The organism is Roseibium sp. AWQ4_290 (assembly GCF_056160985.1).
In genome coordinates this window covers 98,584-121,341 of record NZ_JBSWYG010000007.1, presented here as the reverse complement: position 1 = coordinate 121,341, position 22,758 = coordinate 98,584, and the positions used below count along the sequence as shown (strand labels likewise).

Annotated in this window: 18 protein-coding genes; 12 read left to right on the top strand and 6 right to left on the bottom strand. The window is 60.1% G+C overall.

The window, feature by feature from the left end; genetic code table 11:
- Window positions 1-106: 106 nt before the first annotated feature.
- Both ACXAH0_RS09035 and ACXAH0_RS09030 read right to left on the bottom strand, forming a co-directional pair.
- A complete protein-coding gene (locus ACXAH0_RS09035) occupies window positions 107-514 on the bottom strand; it encodes a DUF4332 domain-containing protein (protein WP_475174416.1) in 408 nt (135 codons plus the stop codon).
- A gap of 45 nt (window positions 515-559) precedes the next feature.
- A complete protein-coding gene (locus tag ACXAH0_RS09030; RefSeq protein ID WP_475174415.1) occupies window positions 560-952 on the bottom strand; it encodes a DUF2267 domain-containing protein in 393 nt (130 codons plus the stop codon).
- A gap of 209 nt (window positions 953-1,161) precedes the next feature.
- Here ACXAH0_RS09030 and ACXAH0_RS09025 point away from each other — a divergent pair, with 209 nt between their 5' ends.
- The 6 genes from ACXAH0_RS09025 to ACXAH0_RS09000 all read left to right on the top strand — a co-directional run bounded on the left by ACXAH0_RS09025 (window position 1,162) and on the right by ACXAH0_RS09000 (window position 8,870).
- Window positions 1,162-2,721, top strand: coding sequence for a helicase HerA-like domain-containing protein (locus ACXAH0_RS09025; protein WP_475190434.1), 1,560 nt, complete (start codon window positions 1,162-1,164; stop codon window positions 2,719-2,721).
- 6 nt (window positions 2,722-2,727) lie between these two features.
- Entirely contained in the window at window positions 2,728-3,675 is a 948-nt protein-coding gene (locus tag ACXAH0_RS09020; protein ID WP_475190431.1) for a cation efflux transmembrane domain-containing protein, read from the top strand.
- A 133-nt stretch (window positions 3,676-3,808) separates the two neighbouring features.
- A complete protein-coding gene (locus tag ACXAH0_RS09015) occupies window positions 3,809-5,725 on the top strand; it encodes a mechanosensitive ion channel family protein (RefSeq protein WP_475190427.1) in 1,917 nt (638 codons plus the stop codon).
- Between the two features lie 250 nt (window positions 5,726-5,975).
- Window positions 5,976-7,364 carry a dipeptidase gene (locus tag ACXAH0_RS09010; protein WP_475190423.1) on the top strand — a complete coding sequence of 463 codons (1,389 nt, stop codon included), beginning with the start codon at window positions 5,976-5,978 and terminating at the stop codon, window positions 7,362-7,364.
- 71 nt (window positions 7,365-7,435) lie between these two features.
- Window positions 7,436-8,017: an LOG family protein gene (locus ACXAH0_RS09005; protein ID WP_475174405.1), complete on the top strand. Its 582-nt coding sequence runs from the start codon at window positions 7,436-7,438 to the stop codon at window positions 8,015-8,017.
- Between the two features lie 259 nt (window positions 8,018-8,276).
- Window positions 8,277-8,870: a DUF1131 family protein gene (locus ACXAH0_RS09000; protein WP_475190419.1), complete on the top strand. Its 594-nt coding sequence runs from the start codon at window positions 8,277-8,279 to the stop codon at window positions 8,868-8,870.
- A gap of 145 nt (window positions 8,871-9,015) precedes the next feature.
- Here ACXAH0_RS09000 and ACXAH0_RS08995 read toward each other — a convergent pair whose 3' ends face one another.
- Complete coding sequence (locus ACXAH0_RS08995) at window positions 9,016-10,266, bottom strand: serine hydrolase domain-containing protein (protein WP_475174402.1); 1,251 nt, start codon at window positions 10,264-10,266, stop codon at window positions 9,016-9,018.
- Window positions 10,267-10,565: 299 nt separating this feature from the next.
- On the opposite strand from ACXAH0_RS08995, the gene meaB reads away from it, so the two are divergent.
- From meaB to ACXAH0_RS08980, 3 genes are all read left to right on the top strand, one after another.
- Complete coding sequence (gene meaB, locus ACXAH0_RS08990; RefSeq protein ID WP_475174401.1) at window positions 10,566-11,564, top strand: methylmalonyl Co-A mutase-associated GTPase MeaB; 999 nt, start codon at window positions 10,566-10,568, stop codon at window positions 11,562-11,564.
- Window positions 11,561-12,166, top strand: coding sequence for a pyroglutamyl-peptidase I (locus tag ACXAH0_RS08985; RefSeq protein ID WP_475190416.1), 606 nt, complete (start codon window positions 11,561-11,563; stop codon window positions 12,164-12,166). Before meaB ends, ACXAH0_RS08985 begins: the two co-directional genes overlap by 4 nt.
- A gap of 172 nt (window positions 12,167-12,338) precedes the next feature.
- Window positions 12,339-13,697 carry a TIGR03808 family TAT-translocated repetitive protein gene (locus tag ACXAH0_RS08980; protein ID WP_475190412.1) on the top strand — a complete coding sequence of 453 codons (1,359 nt, stop codon included), beginning with the start codon at window positions 12,339-12,341 and terminating at the stop codon, window positions 13,695-13,697.
- Between the two features lie 129 nt (window positions 13,698-13,826).
- Here the strand turns inward: ACXAH0_RS08980 and ACXAH0_RS08975 are convergent, their stop codons facing one another.
- Both ACXAH0_RS08975 and ACXAH0_RS08970 read right to left on the bottom strand, forming a co-directional pair.
- Entirely contained in the window at window positions 13,827-14,855 is a 1,029-nt protein-coding gene (locus tag ACXAH0_RS08975; RefSeq protein WP_475190408.1) for an asparaginase, read from the bottom strand.
- Between the two features lie 99 nt (window positions 14,856-14,954).
- A complete protein-coding gene (locus tag ACXAH0_RS08970) occupies window positions 14,955-16,133 on the bottom strand; it encodes an aminotransferase (RefSeq protein ID WP_475190405.1) in 1,179 nt (392 codons plus the stop codon).
- Between the two features lie 477 nt (window positions 16,134-16,610).
- On the opposite strand from ACXAH0_RS08970, the gene ACXAH0_RS08965 reads away from it, so the two are divergent.
- Window positions 16,611-18,194 carry a SulP family inorganic anion transporter gene (locus ACXAH0_RS08965; RefSeq protein ID WP_475190403.1) on the top strand — a complete coding sequence of 528 codons (1,584 nt, stop codon included), beginning with the start codon at window positions 16,611-16,613 and terminating at the stop codon, window positions 18,192-18,194.
- Between the two features lie 85 nt (window positions 18,195-18,279).
- Window positions 18,280-20,094: an adenylate/guanylate cyclase domain-containing protein gene (locus ACXAH0_RS08960; protein ID WP_475190401.1), complete on the top strand. Its 1,815-nt coding sequence runs from the start codon at window positions 18,280-18,282 to the stop codon at window positions 20,092-20,094.
- Window positions 20,095-20,167: 73 nt separating this feature from the next.
- Here ACXAH0_RS08960 and ACXAH0_RS08955 read toward each other — a convergent pair whose 3' ends face one another.
- Complete coding sequence (locus ACXAH0_RS08955; protein ID WP_475190399.1) at window positions 20,168-20,476, bottom strand: phosphopantetheine-binding protein; 309 nt, start codon at window positions 20,474-20,476, stop codon at window positions 20,168-20,170.
- Window positions 20,477-21,200: 724 nt separating this feature from the next.
- Between ACXAH0_RS08955 and ACXAH0_RS08950 the strand changes: the two genes are divergently transcribed.
- Window positions 21,201-22,694: a peroxidase family protein gene (locus tag ACXAH0_RS08950; protein WP_475174381.1), complete on the top strand. Its 1,494-nt coding sequence runs from the start codon at window positions 21,201-21,203 to the stop codon at window positions 22,692-22,694.
- Window positions 22,695-22,758: the final 64 nt, after the last annotated feature.

Below are 22,758 nucleotides of genomic sequence, written 5' to 3'. Positions count from 1 at the left end.
CGCTTCCAGCGCAAGCTGCGGTCCTCCGGATTGAAGCTGTTTTGGCTTTCGCCCTGAAATCTCTGATGTCAGGCAACGGCAGGCAAATCCGAAAACGCGCTATGCTCTAATAGGTCATCATCGGGGCAAGTTCCTTGGCCTGCTCCACCCATTTGGTCACCTGGCTCTCGCTCGGCACCTGACGCACGAGGCTCTTTTCCTCGTTCACTTCCTTCATTTTTTCGGCCAGATTGGCAGCGTTACGGTGCTTCAGCTCCTTCACGGTATCCACACCGGCCGCTTCCAGCAGCTCCGAATATTCCTCGCCCACACCGCTGATGCGCATCAGGTCGGCCATATTCGCCCATTTGAGGATGCGTTTGCCGTCAATGCCGGTTTCGTCCTCCAGGGCCTTGCGGCCTTTCGGGTCCTTTGCGCGCTCAAGATAAGCGTCCGTTGTCTTGATACCCACTTCGCCCAGCTTTGCTGCGTAAGTCGGGCCAATGCCCTCGATTTCATCGATCGAATAAGACATGCGCACTGAACTCCCTGTATGACCGGCGGTAGAACCTTAAGGCACTCAGAGGACTTGGCTCAGCCCCGGAATTTTTGAAACCACTTCATCAACAACGTCGTCCCCTGCCTTTTCCTTAGCATAAGAAATGAGTTCTTTGGCAACACTTTGCACACCACCCATATCAAGTCCGGCACTGTTCAGTTCGCTCAAGGCAGCCATGGCGCCCATGCCACCGCCCATCATGCTGCCAAGCCCTCCCAGAAGACCGCCGCCGGACCCAGCTTCCGCACGGGCTGCCACAAGCTCGGCCGCACCAGGCAGCGCATCGAAAATCATCTGCATCTTGTCCTCGGGGCCTTCCTTGTCCAGAAAGCCGAGAATGATCCCAACCGCGTTTCTCGCCAGGTCTTCATCGATCCCGGCCGCTGCGATAATCCGGTTGATGAGCTCATCCATGTCATTCTCCAGGTTTTAATGCTTTTCACCATGACGGTCTTAAAATTGACCGCGCGTTTCTATACCTCCCTTTGCCCCGCCCCGTCGATGGCCAGCTCTTCAGAGGACGGGCCTTTTTTGTGCGCAGCCCGCACATCCTTTGCGGTTCAATTGCGCAGAGAAAGGTTCTAGGTTTGGAACAAAACAGGTGGTGAGATTCGGGGGTATCCGTGACGGACATAGACAGCATTTTCATCGGCGCCAGCACCAAGGACGAGACGCTGGCACTGAAACTTGCCAACCGGCACGGATTGATCGCAGGTGCCACGGGCACAGGCAAAACCGTCTCCCTTCAGATCCTGGCAGAAGGCTTTTCGAAAGCCGGGGTGCCGGTCTTTTGCGCCGATATCAAGGGGGATCTCTCCGGTCTGGCGGCCGACGGGGTGTCCAAGGACTTTCTGGAAAAGCGCGCTGAAGAGGTCGGGCTCGCAAAAGACTACTCCTACAACGCGTTTCCGGCCGTCTTCTGGGACCTTTTGGGGGAACAGGGCCATCCGATCCGCACCACTATATCGGAGATCGGCCCCCTGCTTCTGTCCAGCCTTCTGGAACTGAATGATACCCAGGAAGGGGTGCTGAATGTCCTTTTTGAGCTGGCCGATGACGAAGGGCTGCTGCTTCTGGACCTGAAGGACCTGAGGGCCATGCTCGCCCATGTGGCCGAACGCGCTTCCGAACTGTCCACCCTTTATGGCAATGTTTCCAAAGCCTCTGTCGGCGCGATCCAGCGGCGGCTGCTGGTTCTGGAGCGCCAGGGCGGCGAGAACTTCTTCGGAGAGCCCTCCCTCGACATCCGGGATTTCATCCGCACGGCCCCGGACGGGCGCGGGCTCGTCAACATTCTGGCGGCCGACAAGCTGATGACCTCCCCCAGGCTCTATGCCGTCTTCCTGCTGTGGCTGCTGTCGGAGCTGTTTGAGGAACTGCCGGAAGTCGGCGACCCGAAAAAACCAAAGCTGGTCTTCTTTTTCGACGAAGCTCATCTGCTCTTTTCCGGCGCTCCCAAGGCCCTGGTGGAGAAGGTGGAACAGGTTGTCCGCCTGATCCGCTCCAAAGGCGTCGGCGTCTATTTTGTCACCCAGAATCCGCTCGACATCCCCGAAACCGTTCTGGCCCAGCTTGGAAACCGCATCCAACACGCCCTGCGCGCCTTCACACCGCGCGATCAAAAGGCGGTGCGGGCGGCGGCCGAAACCTTCCGTCCCAATCCGGATCTGGACACGGAGCGGGTGATCACAGAGCTGGGTGTCGGAGAGGCTCTGGTCTCGACCCTGGAAGGAAAAGGCATTCCCTCCGTGGTACAGCGGACGCTGATCCGCCCGCCATCTTCCCGGCTCGGTCCGGTGTCCCAGGCCGAGCGGCGCACCCTGATCCAGTCCAGCCCGGTCTTCGGCCTTTATGAGCGTGCCAAGGACCGCACCTCCGCCTATGAGGTGCTGATGGCCCGGGCGGAAGAAGCCCAGCGCCAGGAGCACCGCCAACAGGAGAAGGAAGACGGCCACGCCCGCAAGCACGGCACCCCGAGACGCGGCCGCTCCGGCTTTCAGCTGCCGGATTTCGGCCGGGACGACCGGCCCCGCCGGGACAGTGTGGACCGGCGCAACAAACGCAAGAGCCAGAGGGACACCGTGCTGGAGGCCGGATTGAAATCGGCCGCCAGAAGTCTCGGCTCCTCCCTGGGCCGGGCCCTGGTACGCGGCCTTCTGGGATCGCTCAAGCGGGGCAACTAGACGGCAATGCCCGCATCAGCCGGCCACCGGGAGACCGAGCACCGCGCCCTTGCCATCGGAAAATGGGCCAATCTTTTCATGGCTTTCGCAGGTCTTGTGACCGCTTGGCTGTCCCGTTCCGATGCCATGCTGGTGGACGGTCTTTATTCGGCGGTCAATTTCCTCTCCGCGATTGCCGCCGCCCGCATCGGCGCAAGGGTGGCCCAGCCGCCAAGCCGCCGCCATCCCTGGGGCCACGATTTTGAGGAAGTGCTCTATGTCACCTTCCGCAGCCTGATCCTTGTGGGCATCCTGGTATTCGCTGCCATTGTCTCGGGCGCCAAGATCTGGACCTTCCTAAGCGGAGGCACCGTTCCGGACCTCATCTTCGGCCCGATCGTGGTCTATATGACTGTGATCATTGTCATCTGTTTTGCTCTTTCCTTCGTCTACTACCGCGCCTTCCGCAAAACCGGCGGACGCAGCGCCCTTTTGAAGACCGAGGCCCAGGCCGCCCTGATCGATGGTGCCCTCAGCGTGGGCGCGGGCGCCGCCCTGCTGTCGCTGCCTTATCTGAAAGACACGTTTCTCGCCCCCTATTTACCGATTGGGGATGCGGTGATCGTCCTTGTCCTGATTTCGGTGATTGTCTGGCAACCGCTTGGCGCGTTCCGCACAACCCTTGCGGATCTGGCAGGGGTCAGCGCCCCGGGCGGTACCCATGCCAAAGTTTTGCGCAGCGCGCGGGACCTGTGCCGGGAAAACGGCTTCAAGCTGCAGCGCTCTGCTGTTCTCCAGGCTGGCCGCATGCATTATGCAGCCATCTACACCGATCCCGGACGGCCGGTGCGGGCCGAAGAGATCGACAGGTTTCAGGCAGAGATGTCAGACCGGCTGGAAGAGGTCCTCGGCCCGGTGCGGGTTGAGATCATCGTGACCGCAAAAGGCCCGCTGACAAGATCTGCCGGGATCTGATCCTCCACATCCGTGGCCGCTGCCTGCCATGTCCCCCAGGGGCATACGGCACAAACATCCCTCCAATCCTGCTAACCAGATAATTACCTATCAGACGTATTCTTACGGGACCTTCCAAGACACGGATTGCAGGATGCCGTTTCAGACCATCTTTTCCCGCCGCTTCATCATGGCCCTCTTAAGAGACGCCCGACGCCACGGCCTAGTGGTGTTGGTCCTTGCCGGTGCTGCGCTTTCGCTGTCCGCAGCCAGTGTCCGGGCAGAGGCGGATGCCAAAAGCCTCAACAAGCAGAGTACGGTGCTCAACCCAGCCCGGCTGGAGCAGGCCCGCGCATTTTTGCGCGACAATCCAATTTCCCCGCCCGACACGGCCAGCCCCCGCGCCACGCTGGAAAGCTTCCGGTTCATCATGGGGGAAGTCAGCGTCCTGTGGCAGAACGTGCGCAAATCCTATGAAGACGGCAGCGATATCTTCCTGACAGACGCGCAGAAAGATCAGGTTGTCCTGATTGATGCGCTGATGGAAAAAGCAGAACGCACCTTGGATCTGTCGGAGCTTCCCCAGACAACCCGGGCCCGGGCGGGGATAGAACTGGTACTGCAGCTGCAGGAAATTCTGGACCGGATTCCGTCCATTGATCTGACCGCGGTTCCAGGTGAAACCGCCGGCACCTTCCGCACGCCCTTCAAAGGGGACAACCTTCCCGAGCAATGGACAATTCCAGGCACCAGCTTGCGTCTTGTCCGGCAGACCCAGGGCGAGCGCCAGGGGCACTATCTCTTTTCCGATGACTCCGTCGCCCGGATTCCTGAAGATTATGCGATCGTCAAGGAACTGCCCTTGCGCGCGGACAGAGGGGAGGATCTATTTGCCTATTACATCTACACCCCCGGGAATCTGATCGCACCGCGCTGGTACAGCCTTTTGAAAGCCGGGCCCGCCTGGCTGCACAACCAGTTCGCCGACCAGGCCTATTGGCAATGGCTGGGCCTGTGTCTGGTCAGCCTGTTTTATCTGGGGTCCGTCAGTATGTACCTGCGCTGGAAACGGTGGCGGCCGGTGTCCGTTTCCGAGCGCGCCCGCGCTCTTCAGGCACTGTTGCGGCCTGCTGCGGTGATCGGCGGGGCGATGCTGTTCCGTTATCTTTGCGAAAACCAGATCAATATTAGCGGCATGCCCTTGCAGATGATCAGCACAGCCACCACCGCCCTGGTCTGGTCCGCAACCGCATGGCTGGTCTACAGGGCCCTGGAACTCATTTATGTCTGGTTCGTGCAGGCCCCTGGCGCTGCAAGGGCAAGCCTGGATGCCAGCCTGATGCGCACAGGTTTCCGGGTTGGTTCTCTCGCCATTTCCCTGTTCGTGCTCGGCTATGGAGCCACTCAGATCGGCATTCCCATCTATGGTGTGATCGCCGGTCTCGGGGTCGGAGGGCTGGCTATCGCCCTGGCGGCCCAGCCAACAATCGAAAACCTGATCGGCGGGATCATTCTTTATGCGGACCGCATGGTACGTGTCGGCGAATATTGCGAATTTGACGGCCTGTCGGGCACCGTGGAAGCGATCGGTATCCGCTCAACCCGAATCCGTGCCCTGGACCGGACGTTGATCACCATTTCCAACGCGGATCTCGCCAAGCGCAAGATCGTGAATTACAGCTACCGGGACAAATTCCATTTCCGCCACAAGATCGGCCTGCGCTACGAAACCTCGCCTGAGGTGATGAGAACGCTGCTGGACCGGATCTGCGCCTATCTCACGGCCCATGAGAAAGTCGAGGAAACGCCCTTGCGCGTGCGGCTCGTCAGCTTTGATGACTATGCCCAGACCATCGACATCTATGCGTATGTGACTGCCCCCGCGATGGATGCCTATCTGGAAATCCAGGAAGAGCTGCTGTTTGCAATTCATGACATCGTCGCAGACTGCGGCTCCGACTTTGCCTTTCCGTCCTCCACCGTTTATCTGGGCAAGGATGGGGGATTGCCGGGCCCGGAACCACTGGCGCAGCCCGGGCACACGGAAAACCCGCGCACGCAAGCCGCCTAGAACAAATCGGCTTTGTTTTGGAAGTGTCTTTCGCTGCCGGATATCAAAGATTTCAGCGGAAAAGACAAAACTGGTTGAACCCGAAGGACCGCGACACGCACACCGGTGGCCAGGCCTTTCTCCCGCCCCTCGTTGCGGGGGATGGCGTAACTTACCAATTGCGATTTTTGCTACGATATGGCCTGTTAGGTGTCTTCTGTAAGGCCGTTGTTAAGCACGGCCGCTTTCGAATAAAATTCAAGGACCCATCATGAGTTCCATCGACAAGGTCTTGGCGCGTGTGGACGCCAATTTCGACGCCAGCCTCGACCGACTGTTCGACCTCCTCAAGATCAAGAGCATTTCCACCGACCCCGCCTATGCTGCGCCCTGCCGGGAAGCCGCAGAGTGGCTTGCCGCAGAGCTGAACAGCATCGGCATTGACGCCTCCGTGCGTGACACGGCCGGCCACCCCATGGTCGTTGGCCACCGCAAATCGGGCAAGACGGGACCGCATGTTCTGTTTTACGGCCACTATGACGTCCAGCCCGTCGACCCTCTTGAGCTTTGGGACCAGGACCCGTTCGAGCCCAGCATCAAGACCCGCGAAGACGGCAGCAAGATCATCGTTGCCCGCGGCTCTTCCGACGACAAGGGCCAATTGATGACCTTTGTCGAGGCGGCCCGGGCCTATATTGAGGAAACCGGCGATCTGCCGATTGATGTCTCCATCCTGTTCGAGGGGGAGGAGGAATCCGGCTCGCCGTCCCTGCATCCCTTCCTGACCGCCAACAAGGACGAGCTGACCTGCGACCTCGCCCTGGTCTGCGACACGGGCATGTGGAACGCGGAAACACCGGCAATCTCCGTCATGCTGCGCGGCATGGTCGGGGACGAAATCATCGTGCGGGCCGCCAGCCGGGACCTGCATTCGGGCATGTATGGCGGCTCCGCCCAGAACCCGAACCACATTGTCGCCAATGTCATTGCCGGCCTTCATGACGAGACCGGCCGGATCACCCTGCCCGGCTTTTATGACGGCGTGATCGAGCTGCCCGAAGATGTCAGCAAAATGTGGGATGGCCTCGGCTTTTCCGTTGAGGATTTCCTCGGAGACGTTGGCCTGAAATACCCGCGTGGGGAAACCGGCCGCAAGCCGCTGGAACATATCTGGTCCCGCCCGACCGTTGAAGTGAACGGCATGTGGGGCGGCTATCAGGGCGCAGGCTCCAAAACTGTCATTCCTGCAGAAGCCCATGCCAAATTCACATTCCGCCTTGTAGGCGATCAGGATCCGGACAAGATTCAGGAAAGTTTCCGGGCCTATGTGCGTTCAAAAATCCCGGCGGATTGTTCGGTGGAGTTCATCGCCAAGGAAGGCAGCCCGGCCCTGCGGCTTGATTTCGCCATGCCCGCTCTGGCAAAGGGGGCCACCGCGCTGAAAAACGAATGGGGCAAGGAAGCCGCGTTGACCGGCATGGGCGGGTCCATCCCGATTGTGGGCGACTTCAAGCGCATGCTTGGCATGGACACGCTGATGATTGGCTTTGGCCTGGAAGACGACCAGATCCATTCACCCAATGAGAAATACAATCTGACCAGCTTCCAGAAGGGCATCCGCTCCTGGGCCCGGGTGCTGGACGAATTGTCCAAAACGTGAGGCCCATTGCGGCGGACCTCTGGCCGGTCCGCCTGCCCGAAGCAGACCCTGTGTGCAAAAGAAGGATTGACATGAAATCCATCTGTGTATTTTGCGGCTCCAGCTATGGGGCGCTTGAAACCTATTCAACGGTGGCCAGCAACACCGGGCGCATGCTCGCCGAAAACGGCTACAAGCTTGTTTATGGCGGCGCCAAGGTGGGGCTGATGGGCACCGTTGCCGATGCGGCGCTCGCCGCTGGCGGCGAGGTGATCGGGGTTCTGCCCCACTCGCTGAAGGAGAAGGAAATCGGCCACGAGGGCTTGAGCGAATTGCATCTGGTGGGCTCCATGCATGAGCGCAAGGCGATGATGGCCGATCTCTCCGACGGTTTCATTGCGCTTCCGGGCGGTGTCGGCACCCTGGAGGAAATCTTCGAGGTCTGGACCTGGGGCCAGCTTGGCTATCACCAGAAACCCTGCGGTTTTTTGAACATTGAAGGCTATTACGACCAGCTGATCGCGTTTCTGGACCACCAGACCCGGGAAGGATTCACCAAACCTGCTATGCGCAACATGGCCCAGATTGCCGCGACCCCGGAGGCCCTGCTCGATCTCTTCAAAGCCTATGAACCGCCCCAAACGCCGAAATGGATTGCCCGGTCCGACATCTAGAACAAATCGCGTTTCATCGGATTTGCCTTTCTCTGCCTGACTTGAGAAGCGTCGGCGCGCAAGACAAATTGGTTTGATCCCGGAGGAAGGCGACACGTTCTGGCCGCCTTTCTTTGGCAGCAGACTTCTTTTCATCCACCGGACAAGCCGGAGCCTTTTCCACAGCAGCGGTTTGACCAATTGCAAATTCATCCCGGGCCGTTAAACACGTGTTGAAACAGCGCCTGAAACGCGGCCCCTTTCATATACTTGTGTGTCCATGCGTCTTTGTCTTTCCCTTGCCCCCGTTCTTTTCGCAGCTCTTGCCGCTGCAGCCTGCTCGCCGACGGCCGATTTTGACAGCAAACCCAACAGTCTGGTGCAGACATCGAATGTGACCCTGGTTCAGATCACTGAAGACAGTGTCGGCGGCATCACCCCGGAAACCGCTTATGGGCCGAAATCTATTGAAACCGCCCTGCCTGGCTTTACCGCTGAAGGTATTCAGACCGCCGAGGAAGACCGGACCGAATGGGCCCTGGCCGCCTTCAATTCCGACGGGTTCCAGGTGCTGCAGGTCTTCAAGGGCAAGGACGGCAAGGTGCGGTCGGTCCATGGGGTCACCCACCATCTGCAGGGCCCCAATGGCGAGCGGATCGGCATGACCTTCTCCGAAATCGGCAGCGCCAGCGCTGACTGCCGGGTGGGCAAGAACCTGTGGCGCGGCATGGCGATCTGCAAATCAACCGGCCACCCGAATGTGGAACTGGTCTATGCCATTCCGGGCTACAAGGGCCCGTTCGACCGTCTGCCGCCGTCCAAGGAGCTCTTCGACGCGGAACTTCAGCGCATTTTATGGACGCCTAAGATCTGACCCTTTTTGCCGGGGCCCTCTATTGGGAGACCCGCACTGGACGGCCGCGTGCCTGATCAGCTCAGAAAGCCCCGGCACCCGCCGGGGCTTTCACTGTGTCTCAGCGAATATTTTCAGGAGTGCGCGCCCTGGAGCGCGACTTGCCTTAGTTGCCGGTCAGAGTGCCGGAGGCCGCTGCGACAGCCGCGTTATAGGCGTCGCGTATGACCAGATGGCGTTTCCAGGTGGTGCCTTCGCGCGGAAACGAATTGGTCGCAATCACCGCCGTATACCCGCTTGAAAAAGCCATGGCATGCGCCCCCAGGTGGCCGCCCTGTTTGGTCGAGGCCCCGGCCTTGAAATACATGCGCCCATCCGTGGTCGCCCGGCTGCCGTTCCAGCCGAGAACATCGTCATCCGTACGCGACAGATGATTGCGGAACTGCCGCTTGCGGATCACCTTGCCCGTGTTGGCAAGGGCATGGGTGAAGACGCTCATGTCCCGAAGGCTCATGACAATGCCGCCGGAGGTGCAATTGGGCGTATCCACGGGATTGGGCTTGTATCCGGTTTCATCCGCACCGTCGCCCTGCTTGTAGTTATAAAGCAGAACGTGGTCCGGCCCGGCAAAATCCACGGCCGCGCAAGCCCCTCGAATGCCCAGCGGATCATAGACCTGATTTTTCAGGTAGTCGGTCCAGATGCCCCGCGTTGCGGTAAACATGACCGCATCATAAGAGGCCTGCGGCCCGTCATAGGCGTTATCGATCCGGCGCATCCGCCCTTCCGCGAAAAAAGCGCCCATATAGTTCCACACTCCGAAATTCTCATTGCTGTATTTGCGCTCTCCCACGGGGCGCTCGGTCGTCCCGCTTTGAAAACGGATACTGTAAGGCGTGTTCACCGAGCCCCGGAACCCGCCCTGATAGGCAAGCAAATGCCGGATTTTGACATCGCGCCAGCAATCACCGGAGCCGTCACAGCCCGGCTGCCATCTCAAGGGCAGATAATCGGCCATGCGGTCGTCCAGCGTTTTGCTGCCGAACCGCCTGATCTTGTTGAGAACCGCTGCCGTGGTCACCATTTTGGTAACGCTGCCCCAGGGGGTGACCGTGTTGAGGCCGAAGGGCCGCCCGCCAGTGGTTTCACAAGGCGACTGGGCCCAGCCATGGGTCACATGGGCCACTATCCGGCCCTCCGGGTCCCTTAAGATGACCCCATACCCCATTACATCATCGCCGAGCGTCCCGGCCACAGTGTCCACAAAGGTTTGTGCCGACAGACCCGCTGCCAGCGCATGACCCCGTTCATGGGGGCGGTCAGCGGGCAAGCTGCAGGCCAGCGCAAGGACGCTGGAGCCGGACAGGGCGCACAGGCCCAAAATGGCATGGCTCGAAAACCGGAAAAAGTTGAACATGACTTTCAATCCTTGATGAAATGATGTTGAGGCCGCCGGAAAAACGGGGCGGCCGGCTCCCAAAGGCCTTGCAAATGCAGGCCTCCGGCCCCGGCTGGCACGAAAATCATGCACCTGCCTTCACCGGTCCTTTGTCAGGAGCACAAAGGATAAGACCGTTCCGCAGAACCGTCTTGAGTGGAGACACTCAGATTTCGGCGAAGGCGCTCTCAGGTTTGGGACAGGCAGCACCGACAATCGGCTGCCCTACCCTCAAAAGCCCGGGTGACCTTTGCCGAATCCTGGTTTAAGCCTTGGGAATGACTTCAACGGCAAACATTCGGGATCCGAAACGGCTGACGGCGGATCTGACGGCGGGCAATCGCGCCGCTTTGGCGCGGGCGATCACGCTTGTGGAATCCAAAAAAGCCGACCACCGCCAGCTGGCCCAGCGCCTGATTCAGGACGTGCTGCCCCTGACCGGCAAGGCTTTGCGTCTGGGCATCACCGGGGTGCCCGGCGTTGGCAAGTCGACCACCATCGACACGCTCGGTTCCAACCTGACCGCCAGCGGCCACAAGGTGGCCGTGCTCGCCGTTGATCCTTCATCCACACGCACCGGCGGATCGATCCTCGGCGACAAGACCCGGATGGCCCGCCTCGCGACTGATCCGGACGCTTTCATCCGCCCGTCCCCCTCTGCCGGCACGCTTGGCGGAGTTGCCGCCAAGACCCGCGAAACCATGCTTTTATGCGAGGCCGCCGGGTTCGACGTCATTCTGGTGGAGACTGTCGGCATCGGCCAGTCGGAGACGACCGTGGCCGACATGGTCGACTTTTTCCTCGTTCTGATGCTTCCCGGCGCCGGGGACGAGCTTCAGGGCATCAAGAAAGGCGTTCTGGAAATTGCGGATATGATCGCGGTCAACAAGGCGGATGGGGACGGTACTCTCAAAGCCCGTTCAGCCGCCTCCGATTACCGCGCCGCGTTGCATATTCTTGCCCCCAAATCCCCCAACTGGACACCGCCCGTGCTCACAATCTCCGGCCTGGCCAATGAAGGGCTCGATGCGCTCTGGCAGCAGATCGGTATCTATCAGGAGCGCATGCAGGCCAGCGGCGAGTGGCAGGACAAGCGCAGCCGTCAGCAGGTGGCCTGGATGTGGGAACTCCTGCAGCAGCGCATGACAGCCGCCCTGAAGACCAACCGTAAGACGGCGGTCCGCCTGAAAACCCTCGAAGACAATGTCCGCTCAGGCACCACGGCCGTTTCGCTCGCCGTGGAGGAACTCGCCGGGCTGATGGGACTGGACGAATGACACCTCCTTCCAAAACTGTTCTTGTGACCGGATTTTCACCCTTTCCCGGCGCACCGGTCAATCCAACCCAGTATCTGATGCAGCGCCTGCCGAAACGGCTGGGCCATCTCAGCTCAGGGGTGGCGTTTTCCTTCCATGTCCTGCCGACCACTTGGGCTGGGCGGCAAACGGTAACAGACAAACTGCGGCGCAAGATCACGCCGGATGCCATTGTGCATTTTGGCGTCGACGGCACCCGCCGCACCCTCAATATCGAAACCCGCGCGGTCAACCGGGCCATTCGCGTGCGCCCGGATGCGGCTGGACGGGCGCCTGACAGGCCGGAATTGTTGATTGGCGGGGAAAGAGCCAGATACACCCCGCTGCCTGCCCGCGCTCTGCGCGATGCGGCCCGCAGCGCGGGCACGCCCGCGCATCTGTCAACCGATGCGGGCACCTATCTTTGCAACGCCACTTTGTGGGATTCCCTCGGCTCGGGCATCCCCAGCGTCTTTGTCCATGTACCGGCCCTGCCCAGGGGCCCCAGGGACACACGGCCCGCCTATCCGGTGATCGAAGAGGCCGCCCTTCGCCTGCTGCAGGAACTCGCCCGGCGCCTGTGAGGCCAATACGAATAACCTGTCACGCCTGAACGACGCGCAAGCGACGCTTCACCTGCCTGTACCGTCGGACAAAAGCCATCCGGCACACCCTTTGCTGATCAGATCCTGAAGATCCGAGACTGATCCCATCCCGGGACGGTCACAGCAAATGGCACTGCGAATGACGGGTGATATGTCAAAACCGAGCCGCCGGGCGTTCCTCGCCGGGACAGTCCTGTGCCTTTCCGGCACAGCGGCCGCTGCGCAGATGAAGGTCGCCGATCTTCGGGGGTCGATTGATTCCGCTGACCTTGGCCTGATCCCGAACGCACCGGATGATCAAACCGCCCAGTTTCAGAACGCCGTGAACCGGGCTGTGGAGCGCGGCCGCGCCCTGTTTCTGCCCGCCGGCACCTATCCGGTTGCCAATCTGCGCCTGCCCTCCGGCAGCCTGATTGTCGGGGTGCCGGGCCGCACACGGCTGGTCTATCAGGGCGGCGGCGGCCAGTTGATCCGCGCTGAAGGGGTCAGCAATATCGGCCTTCAGGGCCTCACCTTTGACGGCGCCAACCGCTCGATCGGCGATTTCACCGAAGGGCTTCTGCATTTCATTGGCGTGCGCAATCTGGCGTTCGACAATTGCGACATTGCCGGATCGGCGAAAATGGGCATTGTGCTCGACCGCTGTTCCGGCCGGGTCGAGAATTGCCGGATCTATGGCGCCGCCGAAGCGGGCCTACGCTCCAACGAGGCGGACGGTCTGACCATCACCGGCAACGTGGTCAGCGACTGCGCCAATGGCGGTATCTGGATCCACCGCTGGCGGGAGGGCGAGGACGGCACTCTAGTGTCCGGCAACCGGATCGAACGGATCGGTGCACGCTATGGCGGCACCGGCCAGTTCGGCAACGGCATCAACGTGTTCCGCGCCCACGGGGTGATGGTGTCAAACAACCGCATCACCGATTGCGCCTTTTCCGCCATCCGCTCCAACACGGGCTCGAATGTGCAGATCCTGGGCAATTCCTGTCTGCGCTCCGGCGAGACGGGAATTTATTCGGAATTCAATTTCAAAGGGGCCGTGATCGCCAACAACATTGTCGACGGCGCCACCACCGGCATTTCGATCGCCAATTTCATGGATGGCGGGCGCCTCTCGGTCTGTTCCGGCAATCTGATCCGCAACATTTCCAAAGACGGCCCCTATCCGCCGGAAGTCTCCGGATTCGGCATCGGCATCGCGGCCGAAGCCGACACAACCTTGACCGGCAACGTTATTGAAGGGGCGCCGCGCTTCGGCATGCTGCTGGGCTGGGGGCCTTACATGCGCAACATCTCGGCGGCGCAAAACGTGCTGCGCGACTGCACCACCGGCATCGCCATCACGGTGGTGGAGGGCGCGGGTCCGGCCACGATCACGAACAACATCGTGCAGGGCTCCGCTCTCGGAGCCATCCGGGGCTACCGCTGGCTGGAACCGGCCACGGGCGAACTGAACGGCACCACACGCTTTGCCAATCTGACTGTCATGGGCAACCAGATCAGCGCATGAGACGGCGTGCGCTCATAAACGGCGCACCGGATTCCGGCCGGACCCTCCCGGGGCATTCCCCCGAAAAATTAAAGCGTAACATTAAAAAGAACGCACAAGATTCAGATCTAAAACAAGTATTTTAGCCACTCACGCGAAGGCGGTCTTCAAGGCCGACAGGAACGCGTCCGTTGGCCGGATCTTCCCGGCCTGGAAGCCGCGCCGGGTCAGGACCGGAGGATTGATGAGACTATCCAGCAGCTCCGCTTCGTCTTCATTCAGATCCAACAGCGCTTCCAGAATGGTCGCCATCATCACTTCGGCCGCCCGGGTGGCACCGTCATCGCATTTCAGGGCAACACCGAACCCAAGCTCCGGCAGGGAGGCACAGAAGACGCCCTCTGCCCCGGTCTTGACAAAGACCCGGCCCCGGAACGTTTCCATGACCTTGGAACAGAACCGGCCCGCGCCTGCGACCATGTAAGGCTCGTTGATGCAGGCATCATAGATCTGCCGGGCCGCATCGGCACGCAACGGCTCCAAACCAACCCCGGTGCCGAAGACGGCAAAGGCTTTGGCAAAGCTCTTAAGGGGCGAGGCATAGGTCGGGATCGAGCAGCCATCGGTGCCGCAAATATCCTCCTTCAGCGTGTCACCCGTCATCTGCTCCATCACCAGACGCACTTCCCGCTGGACCGGATGACCGGCCTCAACGTAGCCCTTGGTCGCAACCCCCAACGTTTTGGCCAGGCCCAGGAAGCCGGCATGTTTGCCGGAGCAATTGTTGTGCAGGCCGCACGGGGTTTGGTCGGCCAGGATCAGCTTGGCGGCATCTTCCATACGCTGCGGCCATTGAGGCCCGCATTCCAGGTCCTCTTCGCTCAAACCAGCCTTCAGAAGCATCACCCGCGCCGCGTTGGCGTGAACCTCCTCACCATTGTGGGAGGCACAGGCGAGCGACAATTCCGCATCTGTCAGATCAAGCGCCTCCGCAGCCCCCGAATCCACCAGCGGCAGGGCCTGAAGGGCCTTGATGGCGGAGCGGGGAAAGACCCGGGCCTCTGCATCGCCGACACCACAGACCAGTTTGCCGTCCGTATCAACAATCGCCAAACTGCCCCGGTGCCGGCTTTCACTCAGCACGCCACGGGTCACATCCACCAGAACCGGATTGGTCATGACGGTCTTCTTCCTTGTTTCAAATTCAAGTCCAAGGCGTACCCGTCCGTCAGCGCGCCCGGCCATCCGGTCAAACCGGCAGCAAACTCCCGCCCAACGCTATGCGGATTCGCTTCTCGCCGCAGTCAAAAAGGCTGACAGCCGCGCTATGGCCTCATCAATCACCCAGTCCTTCTTGCAGAAGCAGAACCGGATATAGCCGGTAGGCGCATCGGAGCCATAAAACGCAGAGACCGGCACCGCCGCCACGCCCGCCTCCCGCACCAGCCGTTCACAGGCTTCCACATCGGTGTCCCCAAGACCCAGACCGTCAATGGCGCAGGTCAAAAAATAGGTCGCCGCGCAGGGAAGCACCGTGAAACCCAGCCCCGTCAGTCCCTTCGCCATACGGTCCCGCTTGGCCATCAGGTCGCTGGACAGCCCGTCATAATAGTCGTCGCCCTTGTTCAGGCCGAAGGCAACCGCCTTTTGAAGATTGGGCGGTGTGGTGAAGGTCACCCACTGGTGCGCCTTGGCAATCGGGTCGATCAGATGGGCCGGACCGGTCACATAGCCGACCTTCCAGCCGGTCAGGGAAAAAGTCTTGCCCGCCGAGCCGATGCGCACCGTGCGCGAGCGCATCCCCTCAAGGCCCATCAGGGGGCGGTGCTCTGCGCCGTCAAAAACCAGATGCTCATAGACTTCGTCGCAAATCGCATAGGCATCATGGGTTTGGCAGAGACCCGCAATAAGCTGCAGCTCCGCTTCAGAAAACACCTTGGCGGTCGGATTCATGGGGTTGTTGATCAAAACCGCCTTGGTCCGCTCCGAAAAAGCTGCCCGCAGCGCATTTTCATCCAGCGACCAGTTTGGCGGCTTCACCCGCACCCGCACAGGAATGCCTCCGGCCCGGCGCACCAGCGGCAAATAACAATCATAAAGCGGCTCAATCAGAACAACCTCATCGCCGGGCGAAACCAGCGCCATTAGGCAATCGGCGAGCGCTTCTGTCGCCCCGGAGGTGACAAGCACCTCCGTGTGCGGGTCGATCTCCAGCCCGTAGAAACGCTTGTTGGCGGCGGCCACCGCTTCACGCAGCTCTGGCAGGCCGAGCATCGGAGGATACTGGTTGGGCCCGTCCTGCAGCGCCTGGGCTGCCAATGCGCGGATATCCTCCGGGCCGTCCACATCCGGAAAACCCTGCCCGAGATTGACTGCCTGATGGACAGCTGCAAGACGGGACATGGTCTCAAACACGGTGGTGTTGATGCCGGTGAACACCGGATTGGTAGGCTTCATGATGTCTCCGGACCTGTTTTGGCTGGTTCTAGCCCCCCAGGCTGCGCCCGTCGAGCCTTTTTGGCCCGCATCCCCTGCCCGGCCAGACGGCAGCCCTGGCAGCTCCCGGAATGCAGGCGTCCCGTTCCGCGGCACTGAGGTCCTGTCTTTGTCCCCAGAGAATTTTGGCTCCGTAGACTGCAGATCAAAAAACAGCACAAAATGCATTTGAAAGGAACGCACACAATATTCTTCCAGCTTTCCAGAAGGATATTGGCATTCGAATGACTTGACTCTCTGCAATCAGCTCGGACAAGAAGAGGTTTGACAGTCAACATGCCTGACTTACCTGCTCGGCTGCATGGCTGGTATTCCCACTTTTTCTTGCTGCGATGCAACAAATCAATTAGAACGCCCTCAATTGATTTAGATCAACCAATTTGCGTCCTCCCCTCTTGGGCAACGGCCGCATTTAAGAACCAAAAATCGGAGCCCATCTTGTCCGCACGCGCCCAGGCCGCAGAGCCTGCTTCCTCAACAAAGCTCGATGCCGCCCGCATCAAGACCGAGCTGCTGGCCGGCCTGACAGTTGCCCTGGCGCTTGTCCCGGAGGCTGTAGCCTTTGCCTTTGTCGCCGGGGTGAACCCGCTGGTCGGCCTTTACGCCGCCTTTTTCATCGGCCTGATCACCGCCTGCATCGGCGGCCGCCCGGGCATGATTTCCGGCGCCACCGGCGCGCTGGCCGTAGTGATGGTTTCTCTTGTGGCCCAGCATGGGGTTGAATATCTCTTCGCCACCGTCGTCCTCATGGGCATTCTTCAGATCGGCGTCGGCGTTCTGAAATGGGGCAAGTTCATCCGCATGGTGCCACACCCGGTCATGCTTGGCTTCGTCAATGGACTGGCCATCGTCATTTTTCTGGCCCAGCTTGGCCAGTTCAAAGTGCCTGATGGCAGCGGCAGCCTCACCTGGATGGGCGGCTCGGAGCTTTACCTGATGCTCGGCCTTGTGGCGCTGACCATGGCCGTGATCTGGTTCCTGCCCAAGATCACCACCGCGTTCCCGGCCCCGCTGGCAGGCATTCTTGTCGTGTCCGCCCTCGTGCTCGGCTTCAATCTGGACACCCGCTCCGTCGGGGATCTGGCGTCCATCGCGGGCGGATTGCCAACCTTCCACATTCCCATGGTGCCGCTGACCCTGGAAACGCTGGAAATCATCCTGCCCTATGCGGTGATCCTGGCCGCCATCGGCCTGATCGAATCCCTGTTGACGCTGAATCTGGTGGCTGACATGACCAACACCAAGGGGGGGGCCTCCAAGGAATGCGTCGCCCAGGGCACGGCCAACATCGTGACCGGCTTTTTCGGCGGCATGGGGGGCTGTGCCATGATCGGCCAGTCCATGATCAATGTGAAGTCCGGCGCCCGCACCCGCATTTCCGGCATTGCCGCGGCCCTGTTCCTGCTCTCCTTCATCGTCATCGCCTCGCCCTTGATCGAACAGATCCCGGTGGCGGCCCTTGTCGGTGTCATGTTCATGGTGGTGATCGGTACATTTGCTTGGACCAGCCTGAAAATCGTGCACAAGATCCCCCTGATCGACGCGCTGGTGATGGTGATCGTGACCTGTGTGACCGTTTATGCGGATCTGGCGGTGGCCGTGGTGGTTGGTGTCATCATCTCCGCGCTGGCCTATGCCTGGAACGCGGCGGCCCGCATCAGCGCCCGGATCGGCACCAGCAAGGAAGGCTGGAAAGTGTACCGCCTGTCCGGCCCGCTGTTTTTCGGCTCCACAACCGGCTTCACGGACCTGTTTGATCTGCAAAATGACCCGGAAGACGTGGTGGTCGACTTCATCGACAGCCGGGTGGTCGACCATTCCGGTCTGGAAGCCATCGACGCGCTCGCCTCCAAATATGAAGCCGCAGGCAAACGGCTGCATCTGCGCCACCTGTCTCCGGACTGCCAGAAGCTCCTGGACAAGGCCGGAAGTCTGGTCGAGGTCTCCGTTCTGGAAGATCCGGACTACGAGATTGCGGTCGACTACGGACACAAGTTCGACACGCCGGAAAAAGCCTCCTGACGCAGCTGTATCAAGGCACTTGAACAAAGACCCCGAACACGCAAAGTTTCGGGGTCTTTTTTGTCCGCCTGCTGGGGCCTGTCCCGTGATTCGACGCAACAAGCTTTTCATTACGCCCACCCTGGCCACAGTGATCGGAACCTTTGTGGTGCTCACCGCAGCATCAATCCTGATCATCCAGGCCTTTACCTCGCAAAGAGTGATCCGGGAACTGGGCGGCGGGCTTGTGGATTTGGGGATCGATTCCGCAGAAGCCGCCTTTGCCGAACAGCTTCAGGCCGTTCTGGAGACCGGCGACTACACCAAGGCAAGCTGGGCGGCCCGGGAACTGGCCTTCGAGGAACCCGGCCTCATGATCACCTATCTGTATGGAGCCCTAGCGCCCCAGGACCGGGTGTCCTTTCTGGTGCTCGTGAACGAGACCGGCCACGGCGTCGATGTCGACCGGGGGGACGCGGACGGAGATCTTTTGGGAGATGAACTGGATCTGGCAGAGGAATACGCAAGCCTCCTACCGCTCACAGAGAAAGCTGGCCGCCAGCAGCAGCCTTTCTGGAGCCCCCCGCTCTATATGCCGGAACGGGGGCACACCTATTTCGTCTATACCCAGCCACTCTACCGGGGCAGCACCTACAAGGGCAGTTTCATGGTCGGCATGTCACTGGAGCGGATCTCGGAAATCACCTGGCACATCTCCACCGACGACATCACTGTCTTCCTGATGGAAAAGGGCTCCCGCAACATTGTCGCCCACCCGCAACTTCACGAGAGCTTCGAGCATCTGAGCGCGGACAAGCCGCTTCTTCATGTCAGCCAGATCACCGACCTGTTTCTGGCCAACTATGACGAGATGAAGCGCATACCCAACAAGGCCTATGATCTGGACGATACGCTGGAGCTGCGCAGCGGCTATGACCGGACCGGCAGCCGCAGGTTCATCATTGTCAGCAACAACGACAAGCCCCTGCTTGGCCTCCCGGCCCGGCTGGGGGTGCATTTTCCCTCTGAATTCCTGGACCAGCCGATCCACCAGCTGCTGTTTGCCCTTGTGGTCGGGCTTTGCCTTCTCGTGCTCTCGCTGGGCGGAGCCGTGCTTCTGGCCCGCAGGATTGCAAGACCTGTGCAGCGGGCTTCAACGGCGGCAAAGGCAGTCGCCGGGTTGAATTTGGACGATGTGAAACCCCTTCCCGCCTCCGTCATCCGGGAACTGGACGACCTCGCCCAGGGCTTCAACGCAATGGTGGGCGGCCTGACCGCTTTCAACCGCTATGTGCCGCACACTCTGGTGCGCAAACTGTTGCGAGAAGGCCGGGCCGAGGCCCCGCCGGAAGAACGCACCGTTGCGGTGCTCTTTACCGACATTGCCGGGTTCACGCCGGCCAGTGAAGGCATGTCCGCCAGCGAGACTGCGGACTTCCTGAACCATCACCTCTCCCTTCTCGGGGCCGAAATCACGAAGCAGAACGGCACAATCGACAAATATATCGGCGACAGCGTCATGGCCTTCTGGGGCGCTCCGGAACGTCTTGACGATCCGGCCCTGCCAGCCGCCAGGGCTGCCCTCGGCATGGCCACCGCCATCCGCGCGGACAATCAGGCCAGACAGGCGCGCGGCGCGCCGCCCGTCCGCATCCGCATCGGGCTTCATATGGGACCGCTGGTAGTAGGTGATATCGGGGCGCCCGAACGGGTCAACTACACGGTGATCGGCGATACGGTGAATGCGGCCGCCCGGCTGGAAAGCCTGGGCAAGGAAATCGACGCAGCTGCCGATATCGTCATTCTGGCCTCAGAGCAGATTGCCAGATCCTTGGGACCGGAGATCGCACAGGAACCGATTGGCCCGCAGCATGTCAAGGGCAAGGCCGCGGCGATCAATGTGGTCCGCCTCCTGATCTAGCGCGGACCGCTCTCATCCGGCGGCAAATCCGTTTGATTGCGGCCTGCCCTAAGGGACGGAAGCACCTGTCCGGTCAGGCGGGCTGAAGCACCTCTTCCACCTGCGGGCGGGCAGAAACGCCCCCCTGATCCGGGCTTACAAAACTCTCTAGGGCCTGGACAAATCGGCCGAAGGTCCATTCCCCATCCGGCAAATCCTGAGAGCGGAATGCGTCGTTGGGCAGGCAGATCCCAAGCTCCCGTTCCACAGCCATGATCAGGCCGATGGCATCCAGATCATCCGCCCCCAAACGCCCCAATGGCGTATCCGGCGTGATCACCCATGTCGCAAGGTTAAGGTCCCGCGCAATAATACTTCTAATTTTCTCTGAAAATTCAGACATTTAATATCCACTACACTTTACTACGTATTCATTGTAAATACAGAAATCATCTAGCATCCCGCTTTGAAAAGCGCAATCCTGAGGGCTCTTCCGCCCGCCCAATCCCGCAAAGGAATGCGGCTATGGTTAAGGCGCTAAAGCCCTTTCCAGACGGATACGCCACCGAACCATATCAGGCGCAGACTTAGTTAATACAATTTATTCTAGAATCTTACGCATTCATCCGTAGTCAAACTGTTATGTCGTTCGCGTTGAAATCTTTGATGTGAGACAATGAAAAACAAATCCAATCAAATACGATTTGCTTTCCAGAACTTTGGACGCAACCCTTCACGTCCCTCGTTCAGGTTTTTTGGGACACTGCCCAGCGGGCGGGATCGTCAAATTCAAAGTCAATCCGCAGCCGGCCGCTTGTGTTCTCGATCTGAATGCGCACCCGTTTGAACCGGTGCCCGGACCGCTCCGCGATCTTCTCCTGAAATACATAGCGTCATTCCGGCAGTCCTCTTCCCACAGAATGTTCAGGGTAGTTTTCACTTCAAAACGGGGAACTTATCAAAAAAATTCCGTATAAAAGACAGGCACTTGGCAGTTATATTAAAATTTTACGTAGAGTAAAAAAATGAATTATGATAATTTGGAAGCGTGATTTTGATTGCGCGATTTATTTTCACTCTGAAATACAACCATTTTAATTCTATTCTAGATTTTACGGACGCGACAAATGACCCAAAAACTTAATATGAACCCCCACCACGGTGGTGCGGGACGCCATCCTACGCGCGCTTCTCTGGATACTTTGAGCGGCCATGACGATCCGGGCAAATTTGGACGGATGTTTCCCGGACTGCCCGCGCTCAACGTCGCAGATGAACCGCTGCAGGAACTGGCCCAGGCCATGGTCGACAATGACGAGCTGACCGGTGACAACGCCAACATTCCGGCAGGCTTTACCTATCTTGGCCAATTTATCGACCATGACATCACCCTGGATCTGACCTCTCTGGGCGAAAAGGCACGCGATCCACAGGCCACGCAGAATTTCCGCAGCCCAAGCCTTGATCTCGACAGCGTCTATGGCAGGGGCCCGGACGGCAGCCCGCATATGTATGCGCGCAATCAGGAGGGCGGGCGCAACAAGAAGCTGCTTTTGGGCCGCACCACGCCCGTTCCCGGACCTGGCACATCCGCTTCTTTGCGCAATGATTTGCCGCGCAACCAGGAAGGCCACGCGCTGATTGGCGATCACCGCAACGATGAAAATCTGCTTGTGGCCCAGACCCATTTGAGTTTCCTGAAATTCCACAATGCGGTCATCGACATGCTCTCCGATGACGGGGTCGCCGAGGAAGACCAGTTCGACGAGGCCCGGCGGCTAGTGACCTGGCACTATCAATGGATCGTCCTGCACGACTTTCTGGGCCGCCTGACCATGCCTGGCATTGTCGACAAGATCCTGCATGACGGCCGCAAGTTCTACCGGTTCAAGAAACTGCCCTATATGCCGGTGGAATTTTCCGGCGCCGCTTACCGCTTAGGCCATTCCATGGTCCGGCAGGTTTACGATCACAACCGGATATTCACGGACACTAGCTTTCATCTCCTGTTCGGTTTCACCGGCCTGTCCGGCCAGATCGTCGGGGAGCTCGCGCCGCAGCCGCCAACCGGTCCGCTGCCCATTGCCAGCCTGCCGAGCAACTGGATCATCGACTGGCGCCGCTTCCATGAGGTGGATGCGGCTCATCCGCCGCAAGCCTCCCGCAAACTGGATGCGTTCCTGGCCAGGGAACTGCACCAGCTGCCGGGAAATGGCGGCAACCTGGCCTTTCGCAACCTCAAGCGCGGGGTCAATCTGGGCCTCCCCTCCGGCCAGATGATCGCGACGGCCATGGGCATTGCCGATCCGATGACGTCAGAGGAGATTGCCAGCGGTCCGGATGGCGCAGCCGCAAGGAAATTCGACCTGCATACCCAAACCCCGCTCTGGTATTACGTGCTCAAGGAAGCGGCCGTCAAAGGAGGCGGCGAACGGCTCGGCCCGGTCGGCTCGACCCTCATTTCCGAAGTTCTGGTCGGGCTGGTTCACGGGGACCATCAGTCCTATCTGTGGCAACGCGGGCCCAACTGGCGCCCAACCCTGCCCTCCCAAAAGCCCGGTGACTTTACCATGGCCGACATGCTCCGGTTCATGGGTGACATCAACCCAATCGGCGACTGACGCCGCCTGGCCTTGCGCCACATACCGCCGCAGCCCCGTCTGCGGCGGTGAGAGCGCATCGCGT